Below are 24,762 nucleotides of genomic sequence, written 5' to 3'. Positions count from 1 at the left end.
CTTGAGCACCCCCGTCCGCGCCGTCACCGCTTCCCCGGTCCGGCCCCGCTTACTGGCCGCCTGCCGGGACGAGGGCCCGGTCAACGAGCACGTCGTCTCTGATGCGACCGGCTGGCTGGTCACCACCGGCCGCACCACCGCCGAGACTCGACACCAGGTGTCGGACACGGCCCGGCTGGTCACCTACAACACCCTCACCGGCGGCATCGACTCCGACGGCGGCGAGTGGCGCCGCCAGCAACAGGTCGAGTTCCTGGCGTCGCTGGACTCCGACGTCATCGCTCTGCAGGAGCTGCGCCGGTGGGAGGAGGGCGGTTGGTGGCGGCTGTGGCATGCGGCCAACGCCCTGGGCATGGCGCCCCTGCCTCCGGTGCTCTCCCGACGCGGGCGCGGCAACCACCTCGCGCTGCTCTACCGGCCGAGCACCGTACGGGTCGAGGACTACGAGGCGGACGCCGCCCGCGGGGCTTTCTACCACGGGCTCGGCCGGGCCCGGCTCAGCATTCGGGAACAGCCGCTGCTGACTGTCCTGTTCACTCACCTGTGCTTCCTCGGCGGCGACGAACGCTACGCCGAGGCGCGGTGGCTCACTGGCTACGGGGGCACCTACGAGGGAAATCCGCAGCGGGTGGTGCTGGCCGGCGACCTGAACACGATCGGCCCGCACGACCCCGAACCGGACTGGGGCCGGATCCCGGCGAACCTCCGCTCGCGCCACTGCCACCTCACTGCGGGTGGCCAGTTCGGCGACGCCGACCGGCGGGCCATCCAGATGCTGGAGCGGGCAGGGTTCCATGACCCGTTCGACGTGCTCGGCGAGCCGCCGCACCGCACGGCGGGCTACTGGAGCCCGGCGGAGGCAGTGGATCACCGGTCCGACTTCATCCTGGCCAACGGGCACGTGGCCGACCAGATCGCCGCAGCCACCGTCCACGACACCGAGACAACCCGGGCCCTGTCAGATCACCTGCCCGTCGTCCTCGACCTCGCCCCGCCCGCACCCTGAGCCGGCCCACTCCCCCGCACCTGCCAGGACCCGCCCCGCCCCAGGAGATCCCCATGCCCCGTCGCCTTCGTATCGGCGCGCGCTCCAACCCCATGGCCCTCGCCCAGGCCGAACAGATACAGGCCGCGCTCGCCGCCTATCACCCGGGTCTCACCACCGAGATCATCTCCCCGGAAGGCGCCGGCGGCATCGAGTCCTCCCTCCTGCAGGGTGACTGCGATGTAGCCGTGCGCTGCATGAAGGACGTACCCGGTGTGCCGCTTGTGCCCCAGGGTGGGCGGTTCGCCGCCTACCTGCCGCGCGGGGACCGCCGGGACGCGCTCGTCCTGCGGGCCGGGCTCCCCCTGGACCGGCTGCCGGCCGGTACCCGCATCGGCACCTCCTCGGTCCGGCGCGCCGCTCATCTCGCCCGTATCCACCCCCGCGTGCGGGTCGAGGCGATCCGGGGCAGTACCGAGGCTCGGCTGGAGGCGGTGAAGGCCGGCGTTGTCGCGGGTCTGATCGTCTCGGTGTGCGCCCTTGACCGGCTGGGGCTCAGGCACGAGGCCGCCGAGATTCTGGGTGTGGAGCGGATGTGCCCGGCCCTGGGCGCGGCCGTCATTGGTTTGCAGTGCCGCGCCGAGGACGACGAGACCAGTGCCCTGCTGGCCCCGCTCGATGATGACCGCACACGCCGGGAGGTCACCGCCGAGCGGATCTTGCTACGCGTGCTGCGGGGCAACTGCGAGACCCCGGTGGCCGGTTACTGCGCCACGCGACCCGACGGACGGCTGTCCCTGCGGGGCACCGCCTTCGCCGCCGACGGCAGCCGCTTCCTGCACTCCCACCAGATCGGCACCGACCCCGCCGCGCTGGGAACCCAGGTCGCCCACGAGCTGCTGAGCAGCGGCGCCCGCGACCTCCTGCCCGCCCACGCCCCGGCCCTGTAAAGCAACCCGCCCCGGGCATGCCCCCGCCACGTTCGGAAAGCCGACTCCATGCCTCCTGCCTCCACCCCCAGCACGCCGGCCCCGTCTTCCCCGGCCCCCTACGGCTTTGTGCTCGCCCCGCTTCTGCCCGCTCCCGAGTACCAGGCACTGGTCGCCTCGGATTTCCTCAACCCTCACCTGCTGACCGCGATCACCCTGATCGCCCTCGGCCGCACGAGGAAGCAGACAGCCGAAGCCATGAGGATCAAGCAGACGACGCTGACGTCCTACTTCGCCTCCGCCGCCAGCGCGCTCGGCTGCGCGCCACGGATGTCCCTCCTGGTCCACCGCGCCTACAGCCACCGGGCTTTCCCCACGCCCGCAAGAGTCAGCGCCCCCGCGCCGGTGCTCGTCCCGAACGAGTGGATGGTGCTCCTCGCCCACACCGGCGGCATCACCCTCCAGCACCTGAGCAATGCCCGGATGCTCTCCCTGGACAGCCTCACCCGCATCAACCGCAGCCTGATGGCCAAGCTGAAAGCCGAGACCCCCGCCCACAGCGTGCGCCGGGCCTGGCAGTACACCCTGCTGCCCGGGACCGGCACCCCCTCCACCGCGCCCGCAGACGGGCGGGCATCGTGACCTGCCCGGACCCCGTCACCGTCGTGGTGGCCGTGCGCGGCACCGCCCAGGCACTGCCCGGGCTCTTCGCGAACCTGGCCGTGCAGACCTACCTCGGTGAGATCAACGTCGTCGTGGTGGACCACGGCCCCCGACCAGTCATCGACGCCACCGCCCTGCGGAGGTGGTGGGTGCCGACGCGGGTGGTGCACGAGCCCCGGCCGGGCCTGTCGTACGCCCACAACACCGGCATCGAGGCCGCCACCGGCCGCTGGATCCTCCTCACCAGCCCAGAGGCCATCCCGGCCGCCGGCTGGGTCCGCAGCATGGTCAGCGCACTGACCCACAGCGGAGCGAGCCTGGCCGGCGGACGGGTCCTCCCCCGGTTCACCGCCGCCCGCGCCCCGGTGCTCTCCCCCGAGGCCCTGTCCCTGTTCATGCCGACGAACTGGCCCGAGAGCCCGTGCGAGCTGGAGCCTCCCTACGAGCTGTCGGGTTGCAACCTCGGCATGCCCCGAGCCGAAGAACTGAGGTTCGACCACCAGGCCGCAGCCCCCGGCCCGCGCCACCCCAGCCACGGGGCGCGAGAACTGGCCTCACGGATCCAGAAGGACGGGCGGCTGGTGACCGTGGTGCCAGAAGCGGTGGTCTACCGGAGCATCCGCCCCCAGGACCTGACCATCAGGGCTCTGTGGAAGCGCGCCCGGTGGCACCAGGTCCCGGTCAGCCAAGTTCTGCGCCCCCACCCGCACAGCCCCTCTGGGGTCCGGGCCCGTCTGAGGTGTGGCCGGTGAACGAACTTCTCTTCGGCACCGCTGACACCCTCGTCGACCTGCTCGGCGGGCCCGGCAACATCCTCAGCATCACCCATAGCCCCGGGGAGGGGCGGGTCCGCGTGGCTCTCGCCGACCTGGCCGCCGCACAGCCCGCCGAACTGGAGGGCCACCGGGCCATCGGCCACCTCACCGCGACCGGCAACGGCTTCGACCTCGACGTCGGCCAGCGGCACTGCGCGCCCCTGGCCCTTGCCCTGCTCGCCGCAGCCAACATCCTCCCGGAGCTGACATGACGCCCCCGCCGCCCACCTGGACCCAGGTAGCACTCGACCCGTACAGCCCGTGCGCCGAACCCCGGCACCGCAGCAGCCGACGGACCTACCTGAGGGAGGAACCGCTCTCCGGTGTCCGCCGGGTCCTGGCCGGGCGGGAGTGGGACGCGGTCACGGTCCTGGCCGCCGACGGCCGACGGGCCCTCGACCAGCTCGGCACCGGCATCGGGCCCGTCCTGGCGAGCACGTACACCGGCCGCTTCACCTTCTTCATCGACCTCGGAAGCGTGCAGGAGTGGAACCGGCGGGGCATGCGGCTGCTGCGCAAGGGCACAGTCGTCGAAGTTCCCCTGGACGCCAGGCCGGGGGGTGGCCGGGACATACGGTGGATCGTCCCGCCCGGCGGGACGACGGACCCCGCCCGGCTGTATCAGGCCCTGTCCGGCCAAGCCCCCGCACCGCCGGGGACGTACGGGCTGGGCGTCATGGCAACGCTGGGCCTGCTCGGGCAGATGGTGCACGACGAGCATGCGCAGCACCCGGTACCGCAGCCTTCGCCGCCCGCTTCCCAGCCCGACCTGCCGGCCGGGGAGTGATCAGTTGTGGGCAGCTCGCGTTCGCGCGGCGTATTCGGTGAGGCCCGGAAGGTTCACAGGGGAGTACAGGAGATCAGCGGTCAGCGCACGGACCGATGGCCGGCGCGCCTCCTCCGGGGCTTGCTGCTCGACTGCTCGCAGTGCGGCGAAGGTCCGTTCGTGGTCGCCGAGTCGGGCCCACATGCGGGCTGTGTCGGTCCAGTAGCGGGCGCGGCGTTCGGGTGTGGTGAAGACGGATGGGTTGATGCGGCGGGCGTAGGTGATGCCCTCGTCGGGGGTGCCCAGGACGTTGTGGATGCTGATGTGGAAGGCGTCGCACTGGGCTCGGGTCGCGTGGATGGTGAACGAGTCCGTGTCAGGGCCTTGGGCGAGACGTCGGCCGATCTCCTCAGCCTCACCAGCAAGGTCCAGAGCGCGGGAGCGGTCGCCGGTGTGCGCTGCGGTGTAAGCGGCGGTGAGAAGCGATGCGGCGCGAACGTCCTGGGCCGCCGGGCGGGCATCTTCAGCAAGCGTCGCGCAGGCACCGGCCAGGACGTCGAGGGCGGCGTGGGAGCGGCCGGCCTGCCGCATGGTGACAGCCAGGACGCGGGCAGCTTCGCCCAGCGGCGCGGCTTGTCCCGAGGCGCGAGCGGCGGTCAGCGCGCGGTCCGCGGCAACCCACGCTGTGCCCGACCTGGTCTTGATGGCGAGCTCACCCGCCATGGCGTAGGCGCGGGCGAGGGCTGCCTGGGCGTTCTCGCGGTGGTGGCCAGTGAGGTTGTCGCAGGTGGCTGTGGCCGTCGCCAGCAGCTTGGGCAGGTCTTCGCTGAGCGCCGCGTAGCGGGCCTGCCGGAAGTCCTCGCGTGCCGCCCGCAGTGCGAGGAGGAGGCGGTCGAGCGGGAGCGGGTCGGCCTGGGGCGGCTGGAACAGCGCGGCTTCCAGGGCAGCAGAGGGGTCGGTGAATACTGGCTGCCGTCCGTTGGCTGCTGCTGCCGTTCCGGTGATCACAACGGTACTGACGCCGACCGCCGCCCGGAGAAGTTTCCTGCGCAGCACGACGTCCTCCTGGTCCTCGGTGACCTGATGAATTGCCACCCTAGCGGCCGGACCCGATACCCGACCGTCGCTTTCGGCGCCTGGTACCTCTTCTGGCTCGTGCGGGTGAAGGGCCTGGGCCAGGTCCTCCACCGTGATGTGCAGGAGGGCTGCGATCTTGAGGAGGGTCGCCCAGGGCGGGGTGATCTGGCCCTTCTCGACGCGGGAGACCCACGACTCGGAGTATCCGATCAGGGCACCGAGTTGCGCCTGTGTCACACGAGGGCGCCGGGCGTTACGGGCGCTGCGAATGATCACGCCAATGTCCGCGACGGGGACCAGGGAGTGCGTGGCCGTGGCGTGGAAGGTCATCGCGCCTCCTCGTCGCGCCCTATTCGGGCGGGCCCCACAGTAGCCGTGTCCCCTCCTTCATGGCAGGGGCGCATGCACAGAACTTGCGGATAACGCAAGGAACTTGCGGCATTGCGCCCGCCGCTTTCCACACAAGGCCCTGGTGCCTGAACCTGGCGCGGTCCGGGTTATACGTCGCTGGCCCGCACCGCTTACGCGGTGCTCGCCACCACGGAAAGCACCTGGACAAGCAGCCTCCCGGACTTCTACGACAACCGGAGGAATTCCCCGTGAGTACCCTTGCCCCCTCGTCGATCGCGTCCACCACCGGATTACAGCTGCACCATCTGGAGCGCAGCGCCCTGGCCCACGGCGTCCCGGTCGAGGACGCCCTACTGATCGCCGTGAACCTGTTCGGCATCACCTCCGAGCACACCGAACGCCATCGGGCACGCGTCAATCTCCGGCTGACACGCCACCCGCAGCAGCCGTGGCAGATCATCGTGCCGCTGAACCGGCCCGCCAGTCCGTTCCGGCTTCAAAGGGAGGAGCTGTTCCTCGGCGGACGGCTCGTGGCGCAGGTGGAGCGGATCGCTGCGGACGAAGCGGTCGGTGGCTACTTCCGCAATGAGGGCCGGGCGGCGACCCTCAATCCCAACGCCCGGAGCCGGTGCGTGGGCTGTGCCTTCTGCCCGAACACCCTGGAGGCCGCCGCCGACCCGCGCATGGGCGAGGAACGAGCCCTGGCAGACCTGCTCGCCGCACTCGCCGAGCAGCACCCGCGCAAGGATCTCGCCGAGGTGACCGAGGTGACCGTCTCCACCGGGTGCTTCGAGCGGGAGCAAGCAGCGGTAGACCACTTGGTGGCCCTGCGCGCGGCTCTGGGTCAGGCGGGAATGCGGGCGCGGATCGGGTTCCTGACCTCGGTGCTGCGCAGCGACGAGGCATTCGAGATCGTGGCCGACCGCGTGGCGCCGTTCGTCCTGCGGCTGACGGCGGAGTGCTTCACCCGGCGTGCGACGATGCTGAAGTCCACCAAGGCCGACCTGACGCCGCGGGACATGCCCGCCCTCCTGGCGCGGGCTCGTGAGCGGGGGCTGGGCACGTCCTACACCTACATCGTCGGTCTGGATCCGCTGGCCAGCATGGTGCGGGGCGTGGAAGCCCTGGCCGGGCAGGTGACGGCGTTCCCGAACTTCCAGGTCTTCCAGGCCCACAACGTGCTGATGGCCGGCCTGCGGGTGCCGGGGGCGGAGGTGCTCGACTTCTATCTGGCTGCCCGGACGGCGATCGAGAAGGTGATGCGGCCGACGGGGCTGTTGCCGGTGGGCTGGGAGTGCTACCGGCCGCTGTGGTACTTCACCTACGCCGGACAGGCGCTGCTCGATGCCGACCGGTGACGCGGTGATCGAGCGCGTCGACGTCATTCCCGTCGCCACGCTGGGCCCGTATGAGGAGGGGGATTCCCGGCACGCGGTTCTCGTGCGTGCCGGTGGCGCGGTGGGGTGCTTCGGGCCGCTGGATGACCTTCCGGCCGCCGTGGTGGCGGCGCTGCTGGGGCGGGCGGCCACCGGGTGGCCGGTTGCTGACCACGAGGGGCTGGTGCGGCATCTCTTCGCGCAGCTCGGCGCCCACCGGCCGGGGCTGGGCAGCTGGGCGGTGGGAGCCGTGGACTGCGCGGTGTGGGATCTGCACGGCGTGCTCGAGGACGCGCCGGTCGCTGCCCTGCTGTCCCCGGGCGCGATGGCGGGCCGGGTGCCGGTGTACGCATCGTGGCTGTCGCTGGACCTGCGCACGGCCGAGGCCGCGGAGGCGGTGCGCCGGGTGGCCGGCCAGGGGTTCTCCTTCACTAAGTGGTCGCTGCGTGCCGGGGAGAGCGCCCGGTCGATGGCCGCTCTGGCCGGTCAGGCAGCCGTGTGGGCCGGGCATCCGGTGGCGGTGGACGCGCTGGGCACGTGGGATGCGGCCCTGAGCCGTGCGGTGGCGCGGGCGCTGCCCGCTGGTGCGGTGCGGTGGGTGGAGGACCCGCTGCCGGAGACGGACTGTGAGGAGTACCGCGCGCTGCGGCAGGCGGGTTCACCCCTTCCGGTGGCGTTCGGCGAGCGCGTCGCCAGCACCGCGCAGGCGCATCGGCTGCTCGCGCGGTGCCGCCCGGCCGCTTTCACCTTTGATGTGGCGTGGTGCGGCGGCCTCACCGAAGCAGTGCGGCTGCTGTCCTTGGCCCGGGCCCACGCGGTGCCGGTCCACCTGCACGGCCGTAGCTTCCTTCCCGCGGTACACCTGGCAGCCGCCTTCCCCGGCAGTGCGGGGGCGGTGGAGTACCAGGTGGTGTGGGAGCCCCGCCGACAGCGCGCCCTCACGCACATCTATCAGCCCCAGAGCGGGCACATTGCCCTGTCCGACCGTCCCGGCCTGGGACTGACCGTGAGGCGGCCGTGATGCCCCCAGGGCGAACCGAGGTTGACGTGGCCGGACGGCGCCTGGAGAGCGGTCAGCTCGTGCTCGACGCCCGGCTGAGCGGTCACGATACGTTCCTCACCGGCACCTTGCTGCTGGAGGGGCAGGAGGTTCAGGTGCGCATTTTGACCTTCGACGACGTCACGGTCCTGGACCCCGCCAGCCCACAGGAGCTTCCCCCTGTCGGCCCGGTGTGGTCCGGGGTGCTGCGCCTGCCGCGCGGCTGGCGGCCACCGGAGATCCCGGTCGATCTCGCGAAGGCCGCCGCCGAGGCGGGAATCGATCCGGGACGGTGGGATGCGGCCAGCGCCCGGCACCTGCTGACGTACCTGTCCGAAGCCCGGGAGGGACCGGTGCGCACCCAGCGGATCCAGGTGATCATCACGGCGTTGCGGGCGGAGCCATGAGTGTGCCCGCCCGGGTGGAGCTGGTGAGCCTGGATGTCGGCTACACCCTGGGCGAGCCGGCCGGGACGACCCTGACGCAACGGCTCGTCGCTCTCTCCCCGCTCCCGTCGGAGCAGGCCAAGCGCCTTGCCCAGGAGCATCTGCACACCGCGCTGCCCGGCGACACGGACGCGGTCACGCTCGCCTGCGAGGCCCTGCGCATCTCGCCGGAGAACTTCCCACATGAGCACCAGCCGCCGGACTTCACCTGGTGGCCGGGCGCGGTGGAGTGCGTGGCCGTGATCTCCCGCGCCGTGCCGGTGGTGACGATGTCGAACGTGACGAGCTGGGACGACCAGAGGGGGGATATCGCGCGGCACCTGGGTCCGTGCTTGACGGCGCACTATCCGTCGTGGCGCCTGGGCTTCGCCAAGCCCGATCCCCGCGCGCTGCGGGCCGTCGCGGCCCGCCACGGCGTGCCGGTGAGCGGGCTGGTTCATGTGGGCGACAGCCTCGACTACGACGTGCTCGGAGCCCTGGCAGCGGGCGCCCAAGCCATCTGGATCACCACCGGCCACCGCGCAGCCCAGGCAGCCGGACTGCTGAAGGCGCACCGCGGACGGATCGCTGTTGCTCCGGACTTTCGCACGGCCACCGGCCATCTCCGCGCTGCGACCGCAGCACCTCCCATCCTCACCTGAAGGAGCACATCGTGAGCCACTTCGAAGGCACCGCCCGCTACTACCGCACCTTCCGGCCCGGCATCCCCGCCGAAGCCGTCTCCCTCCTCACCCAGACGGTGAGCGGCGTCGCCTCGCCGGTGCTGCTGGACCTCGGATCCGGCACCGGCCAGGTCCCGCTCGCGCTCCACGAGGCGTTCGCCGAGTTCGACATCGTCGAAGCCGACGGCGGCATGATCGCCGAAGCCGAAGCCGCCCTGACCGCCACTGTGCCGGGCAAGACGGTGCGGCTGCACCACGTCCGGGCGGAGGACTTCACCCCGCCCAGCGACCAGTGGAAGGCGGACCTGGTGACGATCTGCCGCGCCTTCCACTGGATGGACCAGGGCAAGGTCCTGGCCCTGCTCGACGGCTGCACCGCCCCTACCGGCACCGTGGCGGTGATGGGCGACGGGAGCCTGTGGACCGCTCGCACCGCATGGACCGACGCTCTGCGCACCCTGATCCAGACCTACCTGGGCAGCGAGCGGCGCGCCGGGCAGAGCACCTACAACGCCCACGACCGGCCCTACGCCGAGATCCTCAGCGAATCGGCCTTCGGCCACGTCGAGGAGCACCGCTACGAGGTCCGCAGGCAGTGGAGCCCGGGGAACGTGCTGGGCTATCTCGGCTCCACCTCGTTCGCCTCCCGGCCCCTGTTCGGGGACCGCTGGGAGAAGTTCGAGGCCCAAGCTCTGGCCCTCCTTGGCGAGCATGCCGAGGACGGCCAGCTCATCGAGGACGCCGTCTTCACCGTCCTGCTCGGCCGCCGCTGACCACACCCGCCCGTGCCGGTTCACTCCCGCACCGGCACGGGCGGCCACCCCTCACGGAGCCCGCCATGAGCGCACACATAGCCCTGACCGACAGTGACCGGCACGACTTCGTCCGCGACGGCGTCCTCATCCGCCGCCGCTTCGTCCAAGGCGCCCGCCTGCAGCAGGCGGCCGCACTGGTCCAGGACTGGTACCGCACCGGCTTCCAGCCACGGGAGATGCGGGCGTACACCAACCGGACCTTCGCGCCCGAACTCGCCGACCACCCCGACCTGCTGGACCTCTACCAGGGCAGCGGGCTGGCCGAAGTCGTCGGCCAGCTGCTGCACCCCGCGCTGCCCGCACCGGTGAACACCGTCCAGGTCCAGATCCGCGTCCCCGACGCGGCCGAGCAGCCGGCCAAGGAGATGCATGTCGACGGCGTGGCCTGCCCGCACCTGGATGCGACGGAACTGCGCACCTTCACCCTCATCGCCGGGGTGATGCTCACCGGCCTGCCGGCCGCCGCAGCCGGCGCCCTGCACTACCTGCCGGCGGGCCACTGGCGCATGGCCGAGTGGTTCTCCGGCGGCTGGTCCCCCGGCGACCGGGCCCAGACTCCGCCCGATGTCGCCTCCCAGCCCGGCACCCCGTTCCTGGCCGAACCCGGCGACGTCATCGTGATGCACCACCTCGTCCCGCACCGGGTGGGCGCCAACTCCAGCCCACTTCCCCGGACGATGGCCTACTTCCGCATCCGGCACTCGGCGCACGGCGCACAGGCACTGGAGGCGCTGCGTGATCCCTGGCTGGAGTACCCCGGCCTGCGCGCCATCGCCGCACGCCACACCAGGGCCTCCTTCTGACCACCCTGCCGGACGTTCAGGAGCCACGATGAACATCCTTGCCCCCGGTGACGTCGGCACCGCCGCCCAGGCCATGGCGGCCGGCCAGCTCGTCGCTGTCCCGACCGCCCGCTGGTACATGCTGTGCGCCCGCGCGAGCGATACGCGAGCCACGGCCGCGATCTACGCGGCCAAGAGGCGCCCGGCCCACAAACCGCTGCTGCTGGTCATCGGCGCTCCCGCCACCGCCCGTCAGCTCTTCGACCTAACCGACGACGCACACGCCCTGATAGGCGGGCTGTGGCCCGGCGACCTCGCCCTGCGACTGCCCTGGCTCCCCGGCCACCCCGCGCCCGGGGCGATCGGCGCACCGGCGCTGGTCGGCTGCCCCGACGGTGTACTCGGCCAGCTCGCCCGGAGGGTCGGCGAGCCGCTGGCGGCATCGGCAGTCAGCCTCTCCCCGCCCCATGCAGGCCCAACCGATCATCCCGCCCTGACGGTCGCCGACGTCGCCGCGTTCGACACCGACCGGTCGGCGCGCATCGCTGCGGTGATCGACGGCGGCATCTGCCCGCAGGGGCAGCACATGACCATCGTCGACTGCCCCGCCAACGGGCCCACAGCCGTACGCCGCGAAGGCACCGTCCACACCCGCGCCGTCCACGCAGCACTCGGCGGCGCGCCCATTGCAGGAGGACAGCATGTGGAGTGACCTCGCCCAACACACTCAACGCACCGTGCCCGACGAGGCGGTGGAGGCCGTAGCCGACGCCCTGGACTACCTGTGCCTCGCACAGCTGTACCTGCGCGCCAACCCCCTCCTCGAAAGCCCCCCCGTCCGTGCCCACATCAAGCCGAAGCCGGGCGGCCACTGGGGGGTGTGCCCTCCGGTCAACCGCATGCTCGCCGTGCTCGGCCCGCTCCAGCGCGCCGTGCCCGCCACAGCAGACCTCCAGGTCATTCATGGTGCCGGCCATGCCGGGCCCTCTGCCCTGGCCCACGCCTACCTCACCGGCCGTCTCGGCGCCGCCCACCCGTGGCTGGAGCGCACCGCGAACGGCCTACGGGCGTTGGTCACCGGCTTCCCGCATCCGGCGACCGGCTCCGAGATCACCCCGCTGATCCCCGGCCACCTGCACACCGGCGGCCAGCTCGGCCCGGCCCTCGCCGTCGCCCAGGGCACCGCCTTGGACGCACCGCACCGCCTGACCGTCGCCCTGATCGGAGACGGCGAGTGCGAGACCGGCACCACCGCGGCCGCGTGGCTCGGCGCCCGCGCCCTGCACGCCACCGGCTCCCACGGCACCGTGCTCCCCGTCGTCCTCCTCAACGGACAGCGCATGGGCGGCCCCAGCCTCCTCGCCGGCCTCACCCGCCGCGAGCTGACCGCCTACTTCACCGGCCTGGGCCACCGCCCCGTCTACAGCGACGGCACCCGCATCGGACAGCTCCGCGCCGCCCTGACCGAAGCCCTGCAATCCTCCAAGCCCCTGGGCTCCCCCGGGCCGGGCAGCGTCCTTGTCCTGACCCTGCCGAAAGGGCACGGAGCCCCAGCCACCGTCGCGGGCCGCCCGATCGCCGGTACGGCAGCCGTCCACAAGACACCATTGGCCAACCCTGCCGGAAACCGGGAGGAGTTCACGGCGCTGGCGGCCTGGCTCTCCGCCTACCGGCCCCAGCAGCTCCTTACCGCCGACGGCCGCCCGCGCCCACACCTTCTCCCGGCACTGCCCGAAAGCCCTCCCGCCCCGGCCGGGCCCGAACCGCCGCGCGGCTGCATCGCCGCGTCATCCGCCGTGGCCACCAGGACAGGCACCGCCTCGTTCGCCCAGGCCGTCCCGTCGGTGCTGCGCGCCCGTGCCGCCGAAGGCTCCTTCCGCCTCTTCAGCCCCGACGAACTCACCTCGAACCGTCTCGACCTGCGCGACCCCAACGGCACCGTCCCACCCTGGGTGGTGGAAGTCCTCAACGAGGAGCTCTGCCACGCCTGGGCCCAGGGGTATACCGAGACAGGCCGCCGCGCCCTCGTCGCCGGCTACGAGGCGTTCGCCCCGCTGGCCACCAGCCTCATCGAACAGCAGCTCAAACACCGCGCGGCCCGCCGCCACGCCGGACTGCCCCCGCTGCCCAGCATCGTCTACCTGCTCACCAGCCTCGGCTGGCACAACACCTACACCCACCAGAACCCCGGCCTGGTCTCCTCGCTCCTGTCCACCGGCGACCCCACCGTCCACTGCCTCACCCCCGCCGACCCCGCCCGCACCGCCGCAGCCCTGACCTTCGCCCTGCGCAAACTCGACCGGTGCACCGTCATCACCGCCAGCAAGCACCCCCTGTCACACCACCCCCAGGACACCCTCGACGAAGAGATCCGGCACGGCATCGCCCCCTGGCCGCACCTGAGCCACCCGGCCGGCGGGGAACCCGACCTCGTCCTCGTCTCCGCCGGAGACCTCCCCGCCCGCCAGCTCACCAGCGTGGCCCGCCGACTGCGCACCACCCGGCCCGAACTACGGCTGCGCTACCTGCACATCCACGACCTGACCGTCCTCGCCGAACCCGGCACCCGCCCCCTGGCCCTCACCGACGAGGCATTCACCCGCCACTTCGGCAACCGCGCCCCGATCCTCGCGGCCACCACCGGCTACCCCGCAGACATTCACGCCCTCCTCGGCCGCCGCCACCCCGGCCACCGCCTGACCGCCCTCGGCTACCGCGACCCCGGCCAGCCCGTCACCAGCGAGCGACTACTCCACCACTGCCGCCTCGACACGGCATCCCTGTGGGAGCAGGCGACCGCGCTCGCCCCCCACCCCTCACGGAGGAGGGCCTCATGACCACCACCACGCCTCACCAGCCGGACCAGGCCGCCATAGCCGACTTCGACCGCAACGGCTTCACCATCATCCGCAACGCCCTCGACGAAGAAGTCCGCAGCCGGCTGCTCCTCCGTGCGCAGCGCCTCCTGGCCTCAGACATCACCCTCGGTCGCGACCGAGGCGGAGACGGCAAGGACGGCTTCCGCGGATGCCTCGCCCACGACCGCGCCTTCCTGCCCCTGCTCGCCAACCCGCGCACCCTGCCCACGGCGACCGGCCTGCTGAGCCCCAACATCCACCTGCTGTCCGCCCACCTCATCGCCCTGCCCTCGGGCCCGCCGCGCACCATCCGCACCCCAGAGCGACCGGGCTGGCACCGCGACATGTACGGCGTCACCGCCGACCTCGGCCTCGAACACACCCCACGCATGGCCATCAAGGTCGCCCACTACCTCACCCCCATCACCCAGGACTGCGGCCTGACGATGTTCCTGCCCGCCAGCCACCAGAGCACCGCCCCACCGAACATCGCCGAAGGCGCCGTCGACCCCGAAGGCGCCCTCACTCCGGACATCACCAACAGCGACGCCGTGCTCTTCGAGAACCGCACCTGGCACGCGAGCGGCATCAACCTCTCCGGCCGGCCCCGGATCTCCGTGATGATGCAGTACGGCTACCGCTGGCTCCAACCCGTCGACGACCCGTACACCAGCCTCCGAGAAGACCCAGCACTGTCGCCCGTCGAGCACCAGCTCCTCGGAGCACCCGACCGCAACCCGGACGGATCCCTAGCCAAAGGCAAAGGCGCCATACCGCTACGAACCTGGTCACGGCACGCTTGACGACCCAAGTGCGACGAGACGACCTCCCCCGCGCCCCCGGCGTTCCAACGCCAACGGGCGGCCGACGCCGCCTCCCCAGCGCGGCGTCGCCCTCCGCAGGGCCTTTCGAGAAGAGCCACAGGCGTTGGAGCAGGGTTCAATGGCGAGGTCAGTCGTTCAACATCGCGTCACGTACCGGGATCCAGTCCAGCGAGGACCGGATCCCCTCCTCCAGGGAGAGCCGCGGCGTCCACCCCAGGAGCCGCTGGGCCCGGTCGCTCTTGGTGTAGCCGCCAGCGATGTCACCGGGCCGCGGCTCCGCATCGACCGTGGCGAGTGGCGTGCCGACGACCCGGTTGAAGGCTGCGCACAATTCCCGCACGGTGGTACCCGAGCCCGTGCCCAGGTTGATCACCATCGATGGCTCCGACTCCGTGAGCAGGGAGTCGAAACGGCTGATCGCCGCCATGTGGGCCGCAGCCAGGTCCCAGACGTGCACGTAGTCCCGGATTCCCGACCCGTCCCGCGTGGGGTAGCCGGTCCCGGTGACGGCGAAAGCCGTACCCTCCTGGTGCGCCTGGATCATCTTGCCCAGGGCATGGCTGGGCCGCTTGAGCTGAAGCCCGGTCCGCATCTTGGGGTCCGCCCCGATGGGGTTGAAGTAGCGCAGCGACAGCACACGCATCTGGCCGGCCGCAGCAATATCCGCGAACATGCCCTCGCACACAGCTTTGGTGCGCGCGTAGGGGCTCTGCGGGCGGAGCGGAGAGTCTTCGTTGACAGGGGAGCCTTCGTCGGCCTGGTAGATGGAGGCCGAGGAGCTGAAGATGAGGCGGTCGCGGCCATTCCTGCGGAGGTGGCCGACGAAACTCAGGCTCTTGGTGACGTTCGCTTCGTAGTAGCCGATCGGGTCCTCGACAGACTCCGGCACGACGATCAACGCCGCGCAGTGCACCACCGTGGAGATGTCCGGGTGCTCGGAGAAGATCCGGTCGACCAGGGCGCCGTCGGAGATGTCGCCCTCGTAGAAGATCCGGCCGTCGGTGAACTCCCTGCGGCCTCGGACGAGGCTGTCGAGGATCACCGGGGTGATCCCCTCGTCCAGGCAGGCCGACGCCACGGTACTTCCGATGTAACCGGCGCCCCCGGCAATAAGAACAGACACGATCTTCTCTTCCCGGACCTTCGAGGACGGCAGGTAAGCAGCAGCCAGGCTAGCGCAGGCGCCCAGAGAGGACCGGCGGAACAGACCACTCGGATCATTCGAACATCACGGCTGAATAGGGAAGCTTCGCGCTGAGGCCAGGAACTCTTCCTGCCAGGGGGCGCGATGGACCGGTGCGGCAACATCACCGGCGCTGAAGTGGGCCGACACCAGACCGTGACTATCCGAGGTCAAGGCAGTTAGGCACTGGGTGCCTTCAACCGGGCGCCCTAACTAAGGGGAGGAGAACGGAAGGTGGAAGACTTATCAGGCGGTAAACAGGCCCGGACGCTGAACAGGCCACCGATGCCGGATCCGGTGGAGCCTCGGCAGAAGCGTGCGGAGCTGCGGTCGGCGTTCGAGGACACGTCGTTCTGGGCGCTGTGCCGGAAGATCCCGGCGCTTCTTGCGCAGATCGCGCGGATGGCGTGGGCGATCGATCGGCGGGATGTGCTGCTGCTGATCGGCTGCCAGGTCGCCTCCGGCGTCGCGGCCGGCGTGGTGCTTGCGGCCACCGCGAAGGCGATGGTGCCGATCCTGGGTGGCGGCTTGGTCCCTGACCGCGTGCGTGAAGCCCTGCCGGCGCTCGCGGTGGTTGCGGTGGCGGCGGCTGTAGGGCGCGTCGCGTTCGGGCTGGCGGCCTGGGCGGTGGCCCGGCTCAAGCCGCGGGTGATGACGGCGGCGGACACCGCGCTGGTGCAGGCGATGCTGTCGGTGGAGCTGGCGGCGTTCAACCGGGCCTCCTTCTCGGAGGAGCACGAGCACGCCGAGACCGGCGTGATGCGCTGCGAGCGGATGCTGTACGACGCACAGTCCTTCATGGCCGCGCTGATCCGGCTGGCCGCCGCCTTTGGTGTGGTAACGGTGCTGCACCCGCTGATGCTGCCGGTCCTGTTTCTGGCCGTGCTGCCGTCGGGGTTCGGGGCGGTGGCGGAGGCGCGGATCGAGCACCGCACACACTACGAGAACGCCGCGAACCGCAACCTCAAGGGGATGATGCGCTGGCACATCACCACCTCCAGCCTCGCCAACGAGGTCCGCGCGAACAGCATGCGCGGCTACCTGACGTTCTGGTACCAGACCCTCAGCCGCCGCATCGACGAGCGCACCGTCGCCGCAGCCGGCCAGCAGGTGCGCATCAACCTCATCGGGGCAGCGGCCGGCGGGATCTGCCTGACCGGGGCCTGGGCCACGCTCGTGTGGCTGACCGTCTCCGGCCAGGTCTCCCTGGCGGTCTCGGCAACAGCGGTCGTGGCGGTGCGGACCGCGCTCGGGAACCTGACGAACGTCGTGCACTACTGCGCCTCGCTGTTCCACTCCTCCCTCTTCCTGGGGGACTGGAAGCGATTCGTCGAAACGACTACCGCAGAGGTGGCCTTGGCCCGGGGCGGCGAGCAGGCGCCGGTGTGTCCGGAGACGATCCGGCTCGACAACGTCACCTACCGCTACCCCAACAAGCCCCGCCCGGCCGTGGACGGCCTCTCCCTCACGCTGCGCCGGGGCGAGGTGGTGGCGGTGGTCGGCGAGAACGGCTCGGGGAAGTCCAGCCTCATCAAGCTGATCACCGGGCTGTATCTCGCGGAGAAGGGCGCGGTCCTGTGGGACGGCGTCGATCTGGCGACCGTGGACCCCGACACCCTGTGGGCGCAAACGGGCCTGGTGCCGCAGTTCTTCGCCTGCTGGCCACTGCCGTGCCGGGAGAACATCACCCTCGGCCAGCCAGCCACCTGGGACGACGAAGCCGTCTGGGACGTCGTCGAGACGGTCGGCATGCGCGAAGTCGTCGAAGAACTGCCCGAGGGCCTGGACATGCTGCTCGCCCGCGAGGTCTGGGGCGGCGTGACGCTCTCGGGCGGGCAGTGGCAGCGCCTCGCCTGCGGCCGTGCGATCTACCGCAAACCCGCCCTGTTGGTCCTGGACGAGCCCACCAGCGAGATGGACGCCCGCGGCGAACACCTCATCTTCCAGACTGTCAAGGCCATGGCCGCCGACCGGATCTCGATCGTCGTCACACACCGGCTGGAGAACACCAAGATCGCCGACCGGATCATCGTCATGGAACACGGCCGGATCACCGAACAGGGCACATTCGACCAGCTCGTCACCGCCGGCGGATTGTTCCAGGAGCTCTACGAACTGAGCCAGGACCGATGACATCCCCCATGCGGAAGACGGCCAGCATGAGCAACTCGTCTTCAGAGAGGACGGCACGTTGACCACGCATCCCAAGCTTCCCCGGGCCGAATGGCTCGCGGGCCGCGCACGAATCCTCGGATGTGCCGCGTCCCTGGTACACGACGCCGACCAGCGCATCATGCTGCTGCACACCTCCTGGGGGGACGCGTGGCAGCTGCCCGGTGGAGGTCACGACGAAGGCGAGGACCTATGGCAGACCGCCGTACGAGAAACCTACGAGGAAACCGGCTTGGCCATGCCGGCTACGCCTGAGCTACTGGCCGTGGACTGGGGGATGCACCCCGAGGGCATCCCCGAGGTCTTCACCCTCTTCAAGGGCCCGCTCGTCGACGCAAACACAGTCGAGGTGAAGCTGTCCGACGAACACGACGACTGGCGCATGCTCACGGCCGCAGAGTGGGCATCACTGGTGCAGCCGGAACAGGCCCGTGTCCTGGCCGTCGCCACCGGTGTACTGCGTGGCGGGCAGTGTCCCTACCTGCGCGAAGCCAGTCACCTGGCGGACATCCGGTAACAGCGGCGGGACCGGGGCGGGCAGATCGGGCACCCGGCTTCTCCGGTGTCAGGCAGCGTCACTCCCGCGCAGCCTTGAGAACACGCTCTTCCTGCCTTGCCCGCTTACTCACCCATACACAACTTTCATCCTATATTGCAGTTATGGGCCGAGAAATCGAGTACGCCACGGTCACCGCGCTGAAGACGCGGGGGTGGACGGACGCTGGAGTGCGCCGCTTCCTCGATCCGCCCGACGCGACCCGCTGTAACCCACGATTTCGAGGGGCTGCCCCGATGCACCTCTATGCCGTGGAGCGGGTCGCCTGCGTGGAAGCCTCACCCGAGTGGCAGGAGTGGCGGCGGGCCTCCCGCCTGCGTTCATCTGCCGTAAAAGCAGCCCAGGCACCCCGGCGTGCGGCCCGTGAGGCCATGGCAGGAGGGCATGCGGCTGCTCTGATGGAGCTGGTCACCGCCACTCCTATCTCGGTGCCCCGCTGGTCCTGGGGGGGGTGTGCCGCCGGGCCGTCCAGCACTACAACGAGCGGAACCCTTTGAGCCCGGTGACAATGGCGGCTGCCCGATCGGCGGGCGAAGCGCCCCTGAGCCGCTGGTGCGTCAACTACCTGCGCCACGTGCATACTCCCTACGACGTGGTCATGGACCAGCTGCGCGGGCCGGGGGCGCAGGCTGCCACCCTGCAGTGGCAGGAGCGCATCGCCGGTGCGATCGCAGCCGTCTACCCCCGCCTCCGAGAAGCGTCCGCTGATTTCGGACACGGTAAGAAGGAAATGGCCGACTTCGTCGAAGCTGCGCTTGCTCAGGATGAGATCTCGCGCGCGGCACACGCGACCGCCCTGTCGGCGGCGATCCAGGCTGCCGCAGAGGCAGTCCACGTCCCGGCTGACGTCCGCGAGGGCCGGTCAAGCGCCACCTGATCACGCCTGCAGCGAGCCCTCCGGCGGCGGTCGTGGGACCGTTGGCCCACACTCTGACCGGCACGAAGAGACACCGGCGTGTGCTCATGAAGGGGCAAGCAGCCGCGGACACCTGTTCGGCATGCCTGCACCGTGTTGCCGACTGAGACCGGGGTGTCAGAAAATGTCCCAGCGCGTTGTGGTGTCTCCGGAGCGGAGGGTGTCCAGGCGGTGTTGCAATTGCCTGGTGGCCTGGGTGTCTCCGGTGTCGGCTCGCCTGATAAATGAGCCCAGGGTGTGGAGGTCGCGTATGGCGATCAGGACAGGGAGCCCTTCCCAGGCGCGCGGGTCGTAGCCGTAGGCGCGGGTGAACGCGTCGAGTTCTACGGGTGTCCGGCCGAAACGGGTTCCCTGGTAGGTGTTGGCGAGGTCGAGCTCTCGTGGCCCGGTGGCGGCTTCGTCCCAGTCTCCGAGGCGGACCAGGGTGCCGTCCCTGCCGTCCCACAGGGTGTTGCCCGGGTAGGCGTCTGCGTGTACGAGGCCGGTGCCGAGGGGGGATTCGAGGTCCTGGTAGGCGCGGAGCAGGTTGTCGCAGGTCTCGGTGAGCCACGTCCGTGTGGTCGGTGACAGACAGTTGCTGCCGGCGACTGCCTGCCGGAGCGTGGCCAGGGGCTGGTAGACCGGCAAGTCGAGGGGCGGTGGCGGGAGATCGTGGAGCTGTCGCAGTAGACCGCCGAGGTGCTCGGCCGGCGGCTGCTCACGCTGGCCTTGCGGGTAGTGGCGCCAGAAGCTGACGACGTGGTGCTCGTGGTGCACCGGCCGGTGCAGGGGCTCGACGCACGGGAAATCGTGGTCGGCGAGCCAGCGGGTCAGGGCTGTGGCCCTCTCGATGGCTTCGGCCCTGGACCCCGGGCTGACCCTGACGACCGTCTCCTGACCGGGGAGGAGGTAGACGGCGGTGGCATGGATGCGTAGCGGGGTGAGGCCGCGTGGGTCCATTCCCAGGGCCCGGCAGGCGGCCTGGGCCGCGTCCTTGGACTGTGCTGTGGTGGTGGTCACCGCACGGACGGTACCGGGTCGGCGCTTTCGATGACCTTGTAGGCGTGGGTGAGTTCGGCCAGGTGACGGGCGGCGGGGGTAGTGCGCAGTTGCGGCTGGCTGAGTACCGAATGGATGCGGTGGAGGCCGGTTCCCAGCTGGCGGATGCGCAGGGCGGCGGGAAGGTCGACGAGCTGTTGCAGGAGCCGGCCGGCGGATGTGAAGTCTGCGTGCGCCAGGCGGGCGGTGATGATGTCGGTGAGGGCGAGGGCTTCGTCGCCGTAGGAGCGTTCCTCGGCGGGCCCGGCGGCGTACTGCTGGAGGGCTCGGGTGGCGTGGTATTCGGCCCGGCTGTGGTCGCCCAGGAGGCTGTAGACGGTGCCGGTGTAGTAGTCCTGCTTCGCGCGGGGGAAGGTGAAGATCCCACCGGTCTCGGATAGTTCGTCCTCGACGGGCGTCTGGGCCTGGGCGGCGCGCATGGCTGTCAGGGCGGCCAGGGCCCGGTCCCGGTCGCCGAGGCGGGCGGCGGTGCGCGCGGCAATGGCGGCGATGCGGATACGGGAGTCACCCGGTGGAGCCAGGCGGGCGGCTTCTTCCGCGAAGGCGAGCGCCTGTCTCCGGCGTGGTGACCATTCGGCGAACAGGGCGTAGGTGCCGCGGGTCCAGGCGCGCAGGCCGGTGTGGTCGGCCTGTTCGGCGAAGGTCTTTGCGGTCCTGAGCTGTCCCAGGGCGGAGTGTTCGTCGCCGATGTTCTGCGATGCGTGGGCGAGCAGGAGGCAGGCCGTTCCGGCCAGGCGGTAGAGCACCCGGGTCTGGGCGGGGCCCTGGTGGTGCCGGAGGTGGTCGAAGATCCGGTCTCGGACCTTGATCAGGTCTTCGAAGAGGGGCAGCAGCGGGCTGTGGACGTAAGCGCTAGCGAGGCGGCTCAGCTGGAGGGACAGGTACTCGAGCTCGTCGGAGTCGACCGCGCTCGATGTGATCAGCTCGACGAACTGCAGGGAGGAGTCAGCGCCGGCTGCACTGAGGGCCGACAAGCTGGTCCCGCTGTCTGCAGCGGTGACCGAACCGCCAGGGCAGCGTTGCGCGCGGTGACAGGTGGCTGCGGGAGTTCTGGGGTCCGGGCCGGCGGGTAGCAGTGCCGTCGGCGCCCCGAGGGTACGCAGGAACCCTGCGGCCTTGGCCCAGGGCATTCCGCGCCTCCCGTGTTCGAGCTGCGACCAGTAGGCCTGGCGTACCCCGGCGAGGGCGGCCAGGTCTTGCTGGCGCCATCCGGAGTGCTGGCGCAGCGCCCGGCACAGGGCGCTGAAGTCCGTGGCGGCCAGGGCCTCGCGTACGTCGGGACGGGCCCAGATATCTGAGGGCAGGGCTGGTGCGGTCTGTGGGGGCTGCCCGCGCTCCGTGTCGAGCTGTCTGTCCTGGGGCTGCTGTGTGTGCGGCATACACCACTCCCGGCGGCGCGGTACGTATCTCTGCAATATTGCAGCGGTCTGCAATATTGCACACTTTGACGTGCGCAACAGCCCCTGGGGGCACGAGAGTTGCCCTCCCGGTCCGAACACTTCGCCACCCGATACACGGGAGCTGTACGCACATGCCCGCAGTCCTGGCTTGCCATGCACCCCGATCAGTGCACCGGTCCTACGTCACCAGATCGCGATGGGCGAGATGCGGGCCAGATACGCCCCGACGTGAAAGGGAACGTGATGAGTAGGTGCTCGCACACACCGCTGTGCCCCAGCGCGCACGCCTCCGACCGCGAGGCCGCGCACTGTACCGCCTGGTACCCCGAGCAGGGGTGGGCCCTGTTGTGCAACGGCCTTCTCTGCTTCGAGGACACCGGGGCGCTCCTGCCGGACGGCGGCATCGTCCCGCCCCACCGCCCGGTGGGCCAGCATGCGGCGGCGTCCGCGTGAGCGCGCCGTCCCACGGTGGCGTGCCGCTGTCCTTGGCGGACATCCCCGGTGCCTGGCACGGAGCCCGGAGCCCGTTGGGCCGGGGTACCGCGTACACGCTCGCGTGCACGCCTGGAACCCTGCGGGCCTTTGGCGCCGCGCACCGCATCGAACCCTGGATCAGCCGCCGCCTGGTGCTTCCCCTGCTCGCTGACAGTGCGACCAGCAGGTTGGCATGTTCCGGCTCCTGGTCTACGGCCCCGGGCAGGAAACGCTGTGCCAGGTCGTCACCCACTGGCGGTACACCCCCGGTCTGCCCGCCGCCCCGGCGGCTTGCCTGGCACCGTAGTCCCCTCTCGGTGAGCGGATTGCGTGGGCAACACGGGCCGGGCGGCGTGCGGGGAGGACGCGCTGTGGCTGGCCTGTTGAGCCGATCGACGCAGGCGTCGTCAGGTACGCAGTGGCCCGCACGGCTGCACGACATGCATGTCACCACCTCGTTGATCCGGAGCTCTCTCGCATGAAGAACACCGGCCACCGCACCGGCGCTGTACCCACCCCGCCCGGCCCCGTCCGGGCGCACGGGCGCGGGCATGCCGCGGTCTATGAGATGCAGCCGGCTACCGGGGCTGACCGACGGGCGGTCTCAGACCTGATCCGCGACCGGATTCTTCAGCTGGGCGAGGGAGCACGGGGCGGCATCGAGGCTCCTGGGGCCACGGTCGTGGACCTCCTGGGCCAAACCGAGGCGGGCCGCCCCATCGTGTGGCTGCTGCGCGAGGATTCCCGGCTCCTGGGATGCATCGCGCTGCTGGGCTCCACCCCAGGGCAGGGCTGGTCGGCGCAGCAGCTGGCCGAACCGGCGCTGAGTGTCATAGCCCTCTTCACCGACCCCCGGTGCCGCGGCCAGGGACTGAGCCGGTTCATGGTGTGGTGGGCCCTGGACTATGCGGCGCGCCTGGGTGGAGTGGACTGGCTGCGCGGCGTCACCCGCTCCGATCGGCTGATGCGCTACGTCCGTGACGACATGCACTGCAGCGGTGTGGAGACGGTGCTCCGCGGGGGCCGCCATGTCCATCTGCTCCAGCACTGTCCCCGGCGGGAGCCGTCGCTCGCCGCGCTCATCGCGGAGAGCACCCCGGCCGCCTGACCGGGACACCCCGCCGATACCTCGACATCCGGCGCGCAACGCTCACGGCACGAACCAGCAGCCTGTCCTGGAGGATCTCTTGTCGCCTCGCACGGTGTTCCCTGACATCAACCGGTATCAGCCGCAGTGCGCCATGCCGCGGTGGGACGACAGCTGTGTCCCGGCGCTGCCCTGGCGCGGCCTGGCCGAGCCGGACGGCGCCGGCGTCGGGGGGCTCGGGGGCGCCGCTCGGGCGGGAGCTGTGTACGAGGATCTCGAGGCGGTTCTCGGTGAACACGCCGTGCACCCCCCTCCGGGCGCAGACGAGATCCGTGAGCTCACCCGCCGTTTGGTCCCTGTCCTGCGTCAGCTGGCCGACACCGCCCGGCTCCTGGTGGCCGCAACTGCGGGCACCGAGGCACACCGGGCGCTCGGACGGGCCCGCGATCTGCTGATCGTGGCCCCGCCCTCAGATCCGTTACCGGCGCTCGTCTACCTCCGCCGTGTTGCGCTGGCCACTCTGGACCTCCTGGAGTTCACCGGAGACCCGCGATGAGCGCGAGCAGGCCCGCCTTACCTGGGCAGCGGGCGTGTCACCGCCGTCCCGCCGGACGGCACCAGACACGCCGGGCCCCAGCCAGCGGCCAGGCCAGCCAGTGGGCACCGGACTTCGCCGGACCGTTTCCAAAGGAGCCGTCACGCCCTGGGCGGAGGGGTACCGGTGAGCCCTGTGCGTGCACCGTGCGTTCCCCGGCTTCCTGTGGGAAGCACCTGCCCCTCGATATGGCGCTGGGGGTCATACGCACCGCAGGTCCACTGGACGAGGCCGCGGCGGCTTCGAGGGGACTGGATCTCGTTGAGAGGCTCCTGGCGGGGCTGTGTGGGTCCCGGGCCCTGGATGCCATGTATGACGACCTTGAGGCCGTGCTGGGTGAGCATGCCGATCCGGGCAGGTCCGACGTGGAGGTGCTCACCAGGCGGTTCCGCGAGCACCTGGCCCAACTGGTGGCCGTCAGCGGGCAATGCCACTTCCAGCATCGTCGCGGGGCGAAGGCGGCAGCGGGCCGGGCGCACATCCTGCTGGAAGACGTCGCGCCCACGGACTTCGGGCTGGCATGGACGTATCTACGCCGGCTCGCCTTGATCGCCCTGGGCCTGCTCGATGTGCTGGACGAGGACGAGGGATGACGCAACTGCCCGCCATCCGTCCGTGGCACAGCCCGCCCGCAGGCCTCGACCGGTGGCTGGAGCACGGGTGGCCGCAGGCCTGTCGAGGCCGCGCGGCGGCGGCAAGTCGGTCAATGGCCCCGCCCGCACAACTGGTCCTGGGGTCCGGCCCTCCAGGGTTCGTTGCGGCAACAGCACATCACGCCGCAAAAGGTTTTTGGTCTCTATTTGAGAGGAATGTCATGCCGGGTATCAGCGGATACCGCCGGGTGGAGGACTTCACCCGGCTGACCGCCACAGAGGTCCGCGTCCTTGAGGCTGTCGCGGAGGGGCTCACGACCGAGGAAGGGGCCAAGGCACTGTCCATGCAGAAGCGCACCT

26 protein-coding genes are annotated in these 24,762 nt (G+C 70.8%); 22 read left to right on the top strand and 4 right to left on the bottom strand.

From position 1 onward, the window contains the following. Nucleotide 1: 1 nt before the first annotated feature. From ACZ6MA_RS30890 to ACZ6MA_RS30865, 6 genes are read left to right on the top strand one after another with little or no spacing between them, the layout of a single operon-like run. Complete coding sequence (locus ACZ6MA_RS30890; RefSeq protein WP_469437841.1) at nucleotides 2–1,006, top strand: endonuclease/exonuclease/phosphatase family protein; 1,005 nt, start codon at nucleotides 2–4, stop codon at nucleotides 1,004–1,006. Nucleotides 1,007–1,059: 53 nt separating this feature from the next. Continuing rightward, the gene (gene hemC / locus ACZ6MA_RS30885) at nucleotides 1,060–1,935 is read left to right on the top strand and encodes a hydroxymethylbilane synthase (protein ID WP_469437839.1); all 876 of its coding nucleotides are present in this window, start codon (nucleotides 1,060–1,062) and stop codon (nucleotides 1,933–1,935) included. 48 nt (nucleotides 1,936–1,983) lie between these two features. Further along, the gene (locus ACZ6MA_RS30880) at nucleotides 1,984–2,556 is read left to right on the top strand and encodes a hypothetical protein (protein ID WP_469437837.1); all 573 of its coding nucleotides are present in this window, start codon (nucleotides 1,984–1,986) and stop codon (nucleotides 2,554–2,556) included. Beyond that, nucleotides 2,553–3,329 carry a glycosyltransferase family 2 protein gene (locus ACZ6MA_RS30875; RefSeq protein ID WP_469437836.1) on the top strand — a complete coding sequence of 259 codons (777 nt, stop codon included), beginning with the start codon at nucleotides 2,553–2,555 and terminating at the stop codon, nucleotides 3,327–3,329. The genes ACZ6MA_RS30880 and ACZ6MA_RS30875 overlap by 4 nt, the downstream gene beginning before the upstream one ends. Next, a complete protein-coding gene (locus ACZ6MA_RS30870) occupies nucleotides 3,326–3,604 on the top strand; it encodes a hypothetical protein (RefSeq protein WP_469437834.1) in 279 nt (92 codons plus the stop codon). The genes ACZ6MA_RS30875 and ACZ6MA_RS30870 overlap by 4 nt, the downstream gene beginning before the upstream one ends. Then, the gene (locus ACZ6MA_RS30865) at nucleotides 3,601–4,179 is read left to right on the top strand and encodes a hypothetical protein (protein ID WP_469437833.1); all 579 of its coding nucleotides are present in this window, start codon (nucleotides 3,601–3,603) and stop codon (nucleotides 4,177–4,179) included. The genes ACZ6MA_RS30870 and ACZ6MA_RS30865 overlap by 4 nt, the downstream gene beginning before the upstream one ends. Here ACZ6MA_RS30865 and ACZ6MA_RS30860 read toward each other — a convergent pair whose 3' ends face one another. Further along, entirely contained in the window at nucleotides 4,180–5,565 is a 1,386-nt protein-coding gene (locus tag ACZ6MA_RS30860; protein ID WP_469437831.1) for a helix-turn-helix domain-containing protein, read from the bottom strand. A gap of 269 nt (nucleotides 5,566–5,834) precedes the next feature. Between ACZ6MA_RS30860 and ACZ6MA_RS30855 the strand changes: the two genes are divergently transcribed. The 9 genes from ACZ6MA_RS30855 to ACZ6MA_RS30815 all read left to right on the top strand — a co-directional run bounded on the left by ACZ6MA_RS30855 (nucleotide 5,835) and on the right by ACZ6MA_RS30815 (nucleotide 14,367). Beyond that, nucleotides 5,835–6,944: a hypothetical protein gene (locus tag ACZ6MA_RS30855; RefSeq protein WP_469437829.1), complete on the top strand. Its 1,110-nt coding sequence runs from the start codon at nucleotides 5,835–5,837 to the stop codon at nucleotides 6,942–6,944. Next, nucleotides 6,931–7,983, top strand: a complete 1,053-nt coding sequence (locus ACZ6MA_RS30850) for an enolase C-terminal domain-like protein (RefSeq protein WP_469437827.1) — start codon at nucleotides 6,931–6,933, stop codon at nucleotides 7,981–7,983. Before ACZ6MA_RS30855 ends, ACZ6MA_RS30850 begins: the two co-directional genes overlap by 14 nt. A 26-nt stretch (nucleotides 7,984–8,009) precedes the next feature. Next, nucleotides 8,010–8,408 (top strand): hypothetical protein, encoded by a 399-nt coding sequence (locus ACZ6MA_RS30845; protein WP_469437825.1) that lies wholly within the window; start codon nucleotides 8,010–8,012, stop codon nucleotides 8,406–8,408. Beyond that, nucleotides 8,405–9,088: an HAD family hydrolase gene (locus tag ACZ6MA_RS30840; protein WP_469437823.1), complete on the top strand. Its 684-nt coding sequence runs from the start codon at nucleotides 8,405–8,407 to the stop codon at nucleotides 9,086–9,088. Before ACZ6MA_RS30845 ends, ACZ6MA_RS30840 begins: the two co-directional genes overlap by 4 nt. A gap of 11 nt (nucleotides 9,089–9,099) precedes the next feature. After that, nucleotides 9,100–9,882, top strand: a complete 783-nt coding sequence (locus ACZ6MA_RS30835) for a class I SAM-dependent methyltransferase (RefSeq protein WP_469437821.1) — start codon at nucleotides 9,100–9,102, stop codon at nucleotides 9,880–9,882. Nucleotides 9,883–9,947: 65 nt separating this feature from the next. Then, the gene (locus tag ACZ6MA_RS30830; RefSeq protein WP_469437820.1) at nucleotides 9,948–10,727 is read left to right on the top strand and encodes a phytanoyl-CoA dioxygenase family protein; all 780 of its coding nucleotides are present in this window, start codon (nucleotides 9,948–9,950) and stop codon (nucleotides 10,725–10,727) included. A 28-nt stretch (nucleotides 10,728–10,755) separates the two neighbouring features. Continuing rightward, nucleotides 10,756–11,418, top strand: a complete 663-nt coding sequence (locus ACZ6MA_RS30825) for an L-threonylcarbamoyladenylate synthase (protein ID WP_469437818.1) — start codon at nucleotides 10,756–10,758, stop codon at nucleotides 11,416–11,418. After that, complete coding sequence (locus ACZ6MA_RS30820; RefSeq protein WP_469437816.1) at nucleotides 11,408–13,543, top strand: phosphoketolase family protein; 2,136 nt, start codon at nucleotides 11,408–11,410, stop codon at nucleotides 13,541–13,543. The genes ACZ6MA_RS30825 and ACZ6MA_RS30820 overlap by 11 nt, the downstream gene beginning before the upstream one ends. After that, nucleotides 13,540–14,367: a phytanoyl-CoA dioxygenase family protein gene (locus ACZ6MA_RS30815; RefSeq protein ID WP_469437815.1), complete on the top strand. Its 828-nt coding sequence runs from the start codon at nucleotides 13,540–13,542 to the stop codon at nucleotides 14,365–14,367. The genes ACZ6MA_RS30820 and ACZ6MA_RS30815 overlap by 4 nt, the downstream gene beginning before the upstream one ends. A gap of 148 nt (nucleotides 14,368–14,515) precedes the next feature. Here the strand turns inward: ACZ6MA_RS30815 and galE are convergent, their stop codons facing one another. Further along, a complete protein-coding gene (gene galE / locus ACZ6MA_RS30810) occupies nucleotides 14,516–15,511 on the bottom strand; it encodes a UDP-glucose 4-epimerase GalE (RefSeq protein WP_469437814.1) in 996 nt (331 codons plus the stop codon). Nucleotides 15,512–15,856: 345 nt separating this feature from the next. Here galE and ACZ6MA_RS30805 point away from each other — a divergent pair, with 345 nt between their 5' ends. The 3 genes from ACZ6MA_RS30805 to ACZ6MA_RS30795 all read left to right on the top strand — a co-directional run bounded on the left by ACZ6MA_RS30805 (nucleotide 15,857) and on the right by ACZ6MA_RS30795 (nucleotide 19,176). Continuing rightward, on the top strand, nucleotides 15,857–17,704 hold the full coding sequence (locus ACZ6MA_RS30805; protein WP_469437977.1) for an ABC transporter ATP-binding protein: 1,848 nt from the start codon (nucleotides 15,857–15,859) through the stop codon (nucleotides 17,702–17,704). A gap of 58 nt (nucleotides 17,705–17,762) precedes the next feature. Beyond that, the gene (locus ACZ6MA_RS30800) at nucleotides 17,763–18,260 is read left to right on the top strand and encodes an NUDIX domain-containing protein (RefSeq protein ID WP_469437812.1); all 498 of its coding nucleotides are present in this window, start codon (nucleotides 17,763–17,765) and stop codon (nucleotides 18,258–18,260) included. A gap of 637 nt (nucleotides 18,261–18,897) precedes the next feature. After that, a complete protein-coding gene (locus ACZ6MA_RS30795; RefSeq protein WP_469437810.1) occupies nucleotides 18,898–19,176 on the top strand; it encodes a hypothetical protein in 279 nt (92 codons plus the stop codon). Between the two features lie 156 nt (nucleotides 19,177–19,332). Here the strand turns inward: ACZ6MA_RS30795 and ACZ6MA_RS30790 are convergent, their stop codons facing one another. Together ACZ6MA_RS30790 and ACZ6MA_RS30785 are read right to left on the bottom strand one after the other, a co-directional pair. After that, nucleotides 19,333–20,214, bottom strand: a complete 882-nt coding sequence (locus ACZ6MA_RS30790) for a phosphotransferase enzyme family protein (protein WP_469437809.1) — start codon at nucleotides 20,212–20,214, stop codon at nucleotides 19,333–19,335. Continuing rightward, complete coding sequence (locus tag ACZ6MA_RS30785) at nucleotides 20,211–21,632, bottom strand: helix-turn-helix domain-containing protein (protein ID WP_469437808.1); 1,422 nt, start codon at nucleotides 21,630–21,632, stop codon at nucleotides 20,211–20,213. The genes ACZ6MA_RS30790 and ACZ6MA_RS30785 overlap by 4 nt, the downstream gene beginning before the upstream one ends. Before the next feature lie 264 nt (nucleotides 21,633–21,896). Here ACZ6MA_RS30785 and ACZ6MA_RS30780 point away from each other — a divergent pair, with 264 nt between their 5' ends. The 4 genes from ACZ6MA_RS30780 (at nucleotide 21,897) to ACZ6MA_RS30765 (ending at nucleotide 24,402) form a co-directional block, all read left to right on the top strand. Then, nucleotides 21,897–22,106, top strand: a complete 210-nt coding sequence (locus tag ACZ6MA_RS30780) for a DUF5999 family protein (RefSeq protein WP_469437806.1) — start codon at nucleotides 21,897–21,899, stop codon at nucleotides 22,104–22,106. A gap of 499 nt (nucleotides 22,107–22,605) precedes the next feature. Next, entirely contained in the window at nucleotides 22,606–23,235 is a 630-nt protein-coding gene (locus ACZ6MA_RS30775) for a GNAT family N-acetyltransferase (RefSeq protein WP_469437804.1), read from the top strand. Nucleotides 23,236–23,329: 94 nt separating this feature from the next. Then, nucleotides 23,330–23,770 (top strand): DUF6415 family natural product biosynthesis protein, encoded by a 441-nt coding sequence (locus ACZ6MA_RS30770; RefSeq protein WP_469437802.1) that lies wholly within the window; start codon nucleotides 23,330–23,332, stop codon nucleotides 23,768–23,770. Nucleotides 23,771–24,117: 347 nt separating this feature from the next. After that, entirely contained in the window at nucleotides 24,118–24,402 is a 285-nt protein-coding gene (locus tag ACZ6MA_RS30765; protein WP_469437801.1) for a DUF6415 family natural product biosynthesis protein, read from the top strand. The last annotated feature ends 360 nt before the right edge of the window (nucleotides 24,403–24,762 follow it).

The sequence above is a fragment of the Streptomyces sp. NPDC042259 genome (assembly GCF_055582085.1).
Note: the sequence above shows the minus strand (reverse complement) of the source record. Positions and strands in the feature narration are given on the sequence as shown.

Excerpts from the sequence above, each read along its gene's own strand:
- ACZ6MA_RS30780 (WP_469437806.1), top strand. The coding sequence starts at position 21,897 with ATGAGTAGGTGCTCGCACACACCGCTGTGCCCCAGCGCGCACGCCTCC.
- ACZ6MA_RS30825 (WP_469437818.1), top strand. The coding sequence starts at position 10,756 with ATGAACATCCTTGCCCCCGGTGACGTCGGCACCGCCGCCCAGGCCATG.
- ACZ6MA_RS30840 (WP_469437823.1), top strand. The coding sequence starts at position 8,405 with ATGAGTGTGCCCGCCCGGGTGGAGCTGGTGAGCCTGGATGTCGGCTAC.
- ACZ6MA_RS30860 (WP_469437831.1), bottom strand. The coding sequence starts at position 5,565 with ATGACCTTCCACGCCACGGCCACGCACTCCCTGGTCCCCGTCGCGGAC.
- ACZ6MA_RS30805 (WP_469437977.1), top strand. The coding sequence starts at position 15,857 with ATGCCGGATCCGGTGGAGCCTCGGCAGAAGCGTGCGGAGCTGCGGTCG.
- ACZ6MA_RS30815 (WP_469437815.1), top strand. The coding sequence starts at position 13,540 with ATGACCACCACCACGCCTCACCAGCCGGACCAGGCCGCCATAGCCGAC.
- hemC (WP_469437839.1), top strand. The coding sequence starts at position 1,060 with ATGCCCCGTCGCCTTCGTATCGGCGCGCGCTCCAACCCCATGGCCCTC.
- ACZ6MA_RS30880 (WP_469437837.1), top strand. The coding sequence starts at position 1,984 with ATGCCTCCTGCCTCCACCCCCAGCACGCCGGCCCCGTCTTCCCCGGCC.
- ACZ6MA_RS30795 (WP_469437810.1), top strand. The coding sequence starts at position 18,898 with ATGGACCAGCTGCGCGGGCCGGGGGCGCAGGCTGCCACCCTGCAGTGG.
- ACZ6MA_RS30850 (WP_469437827.1), top strand. The coding sequence starts at position 6,931 with ATGCCGACCGGTGACGCGGTGATCGAGCGCGTCGACGTCATTCCCGTC.
- ACZ6MA_RS30865 (WP_469437833.1), top strand. The coding sequence starts at position 3,601 with ATGACGCCCCCGCCGCCCACCTGGACCCAGGTAGCACTCGACCCGTAC.
- ACZ6MA_RS30785 (WP_469437808.1), bottom strand. The coding sequence starts at position 21,632 with ATGCCGCACACACAGCAGCCCCAGGACAGACAGCTCGACACGGAGCGC.
- ACZ6MA_RS30765 (WP_469437801.1), top strand. The coding sequence starts at position 24,118 with ATGTATGACGACCTTGAGGCCGTGCTGGGTGAGCATGCCGATCCGGGC.
- ACZ6MA_RS30820 (WP_469437816.1), top strand. The coding sequence starts at position 11,408 with ATGTGGAGTGACCTCGCCCAACACACTCAACGCACCGTGCCCGACGAG.
- ACZ6MA_RS30775 (WP_469437804.1), top strand. The coding sequence starts at position 22,606 with ATGAAGAACACCGGCCACCGCACCGGCGCTGTACCCACCCCGCCCGGC.
- ACZ6MA_RS30830 (WP_469437820.1), top strand. The coding sequence starts at position 9,948 with ATGAGCGCACACATAGCCCTGACCGACAGTGACCGGCACGACTTCGTC.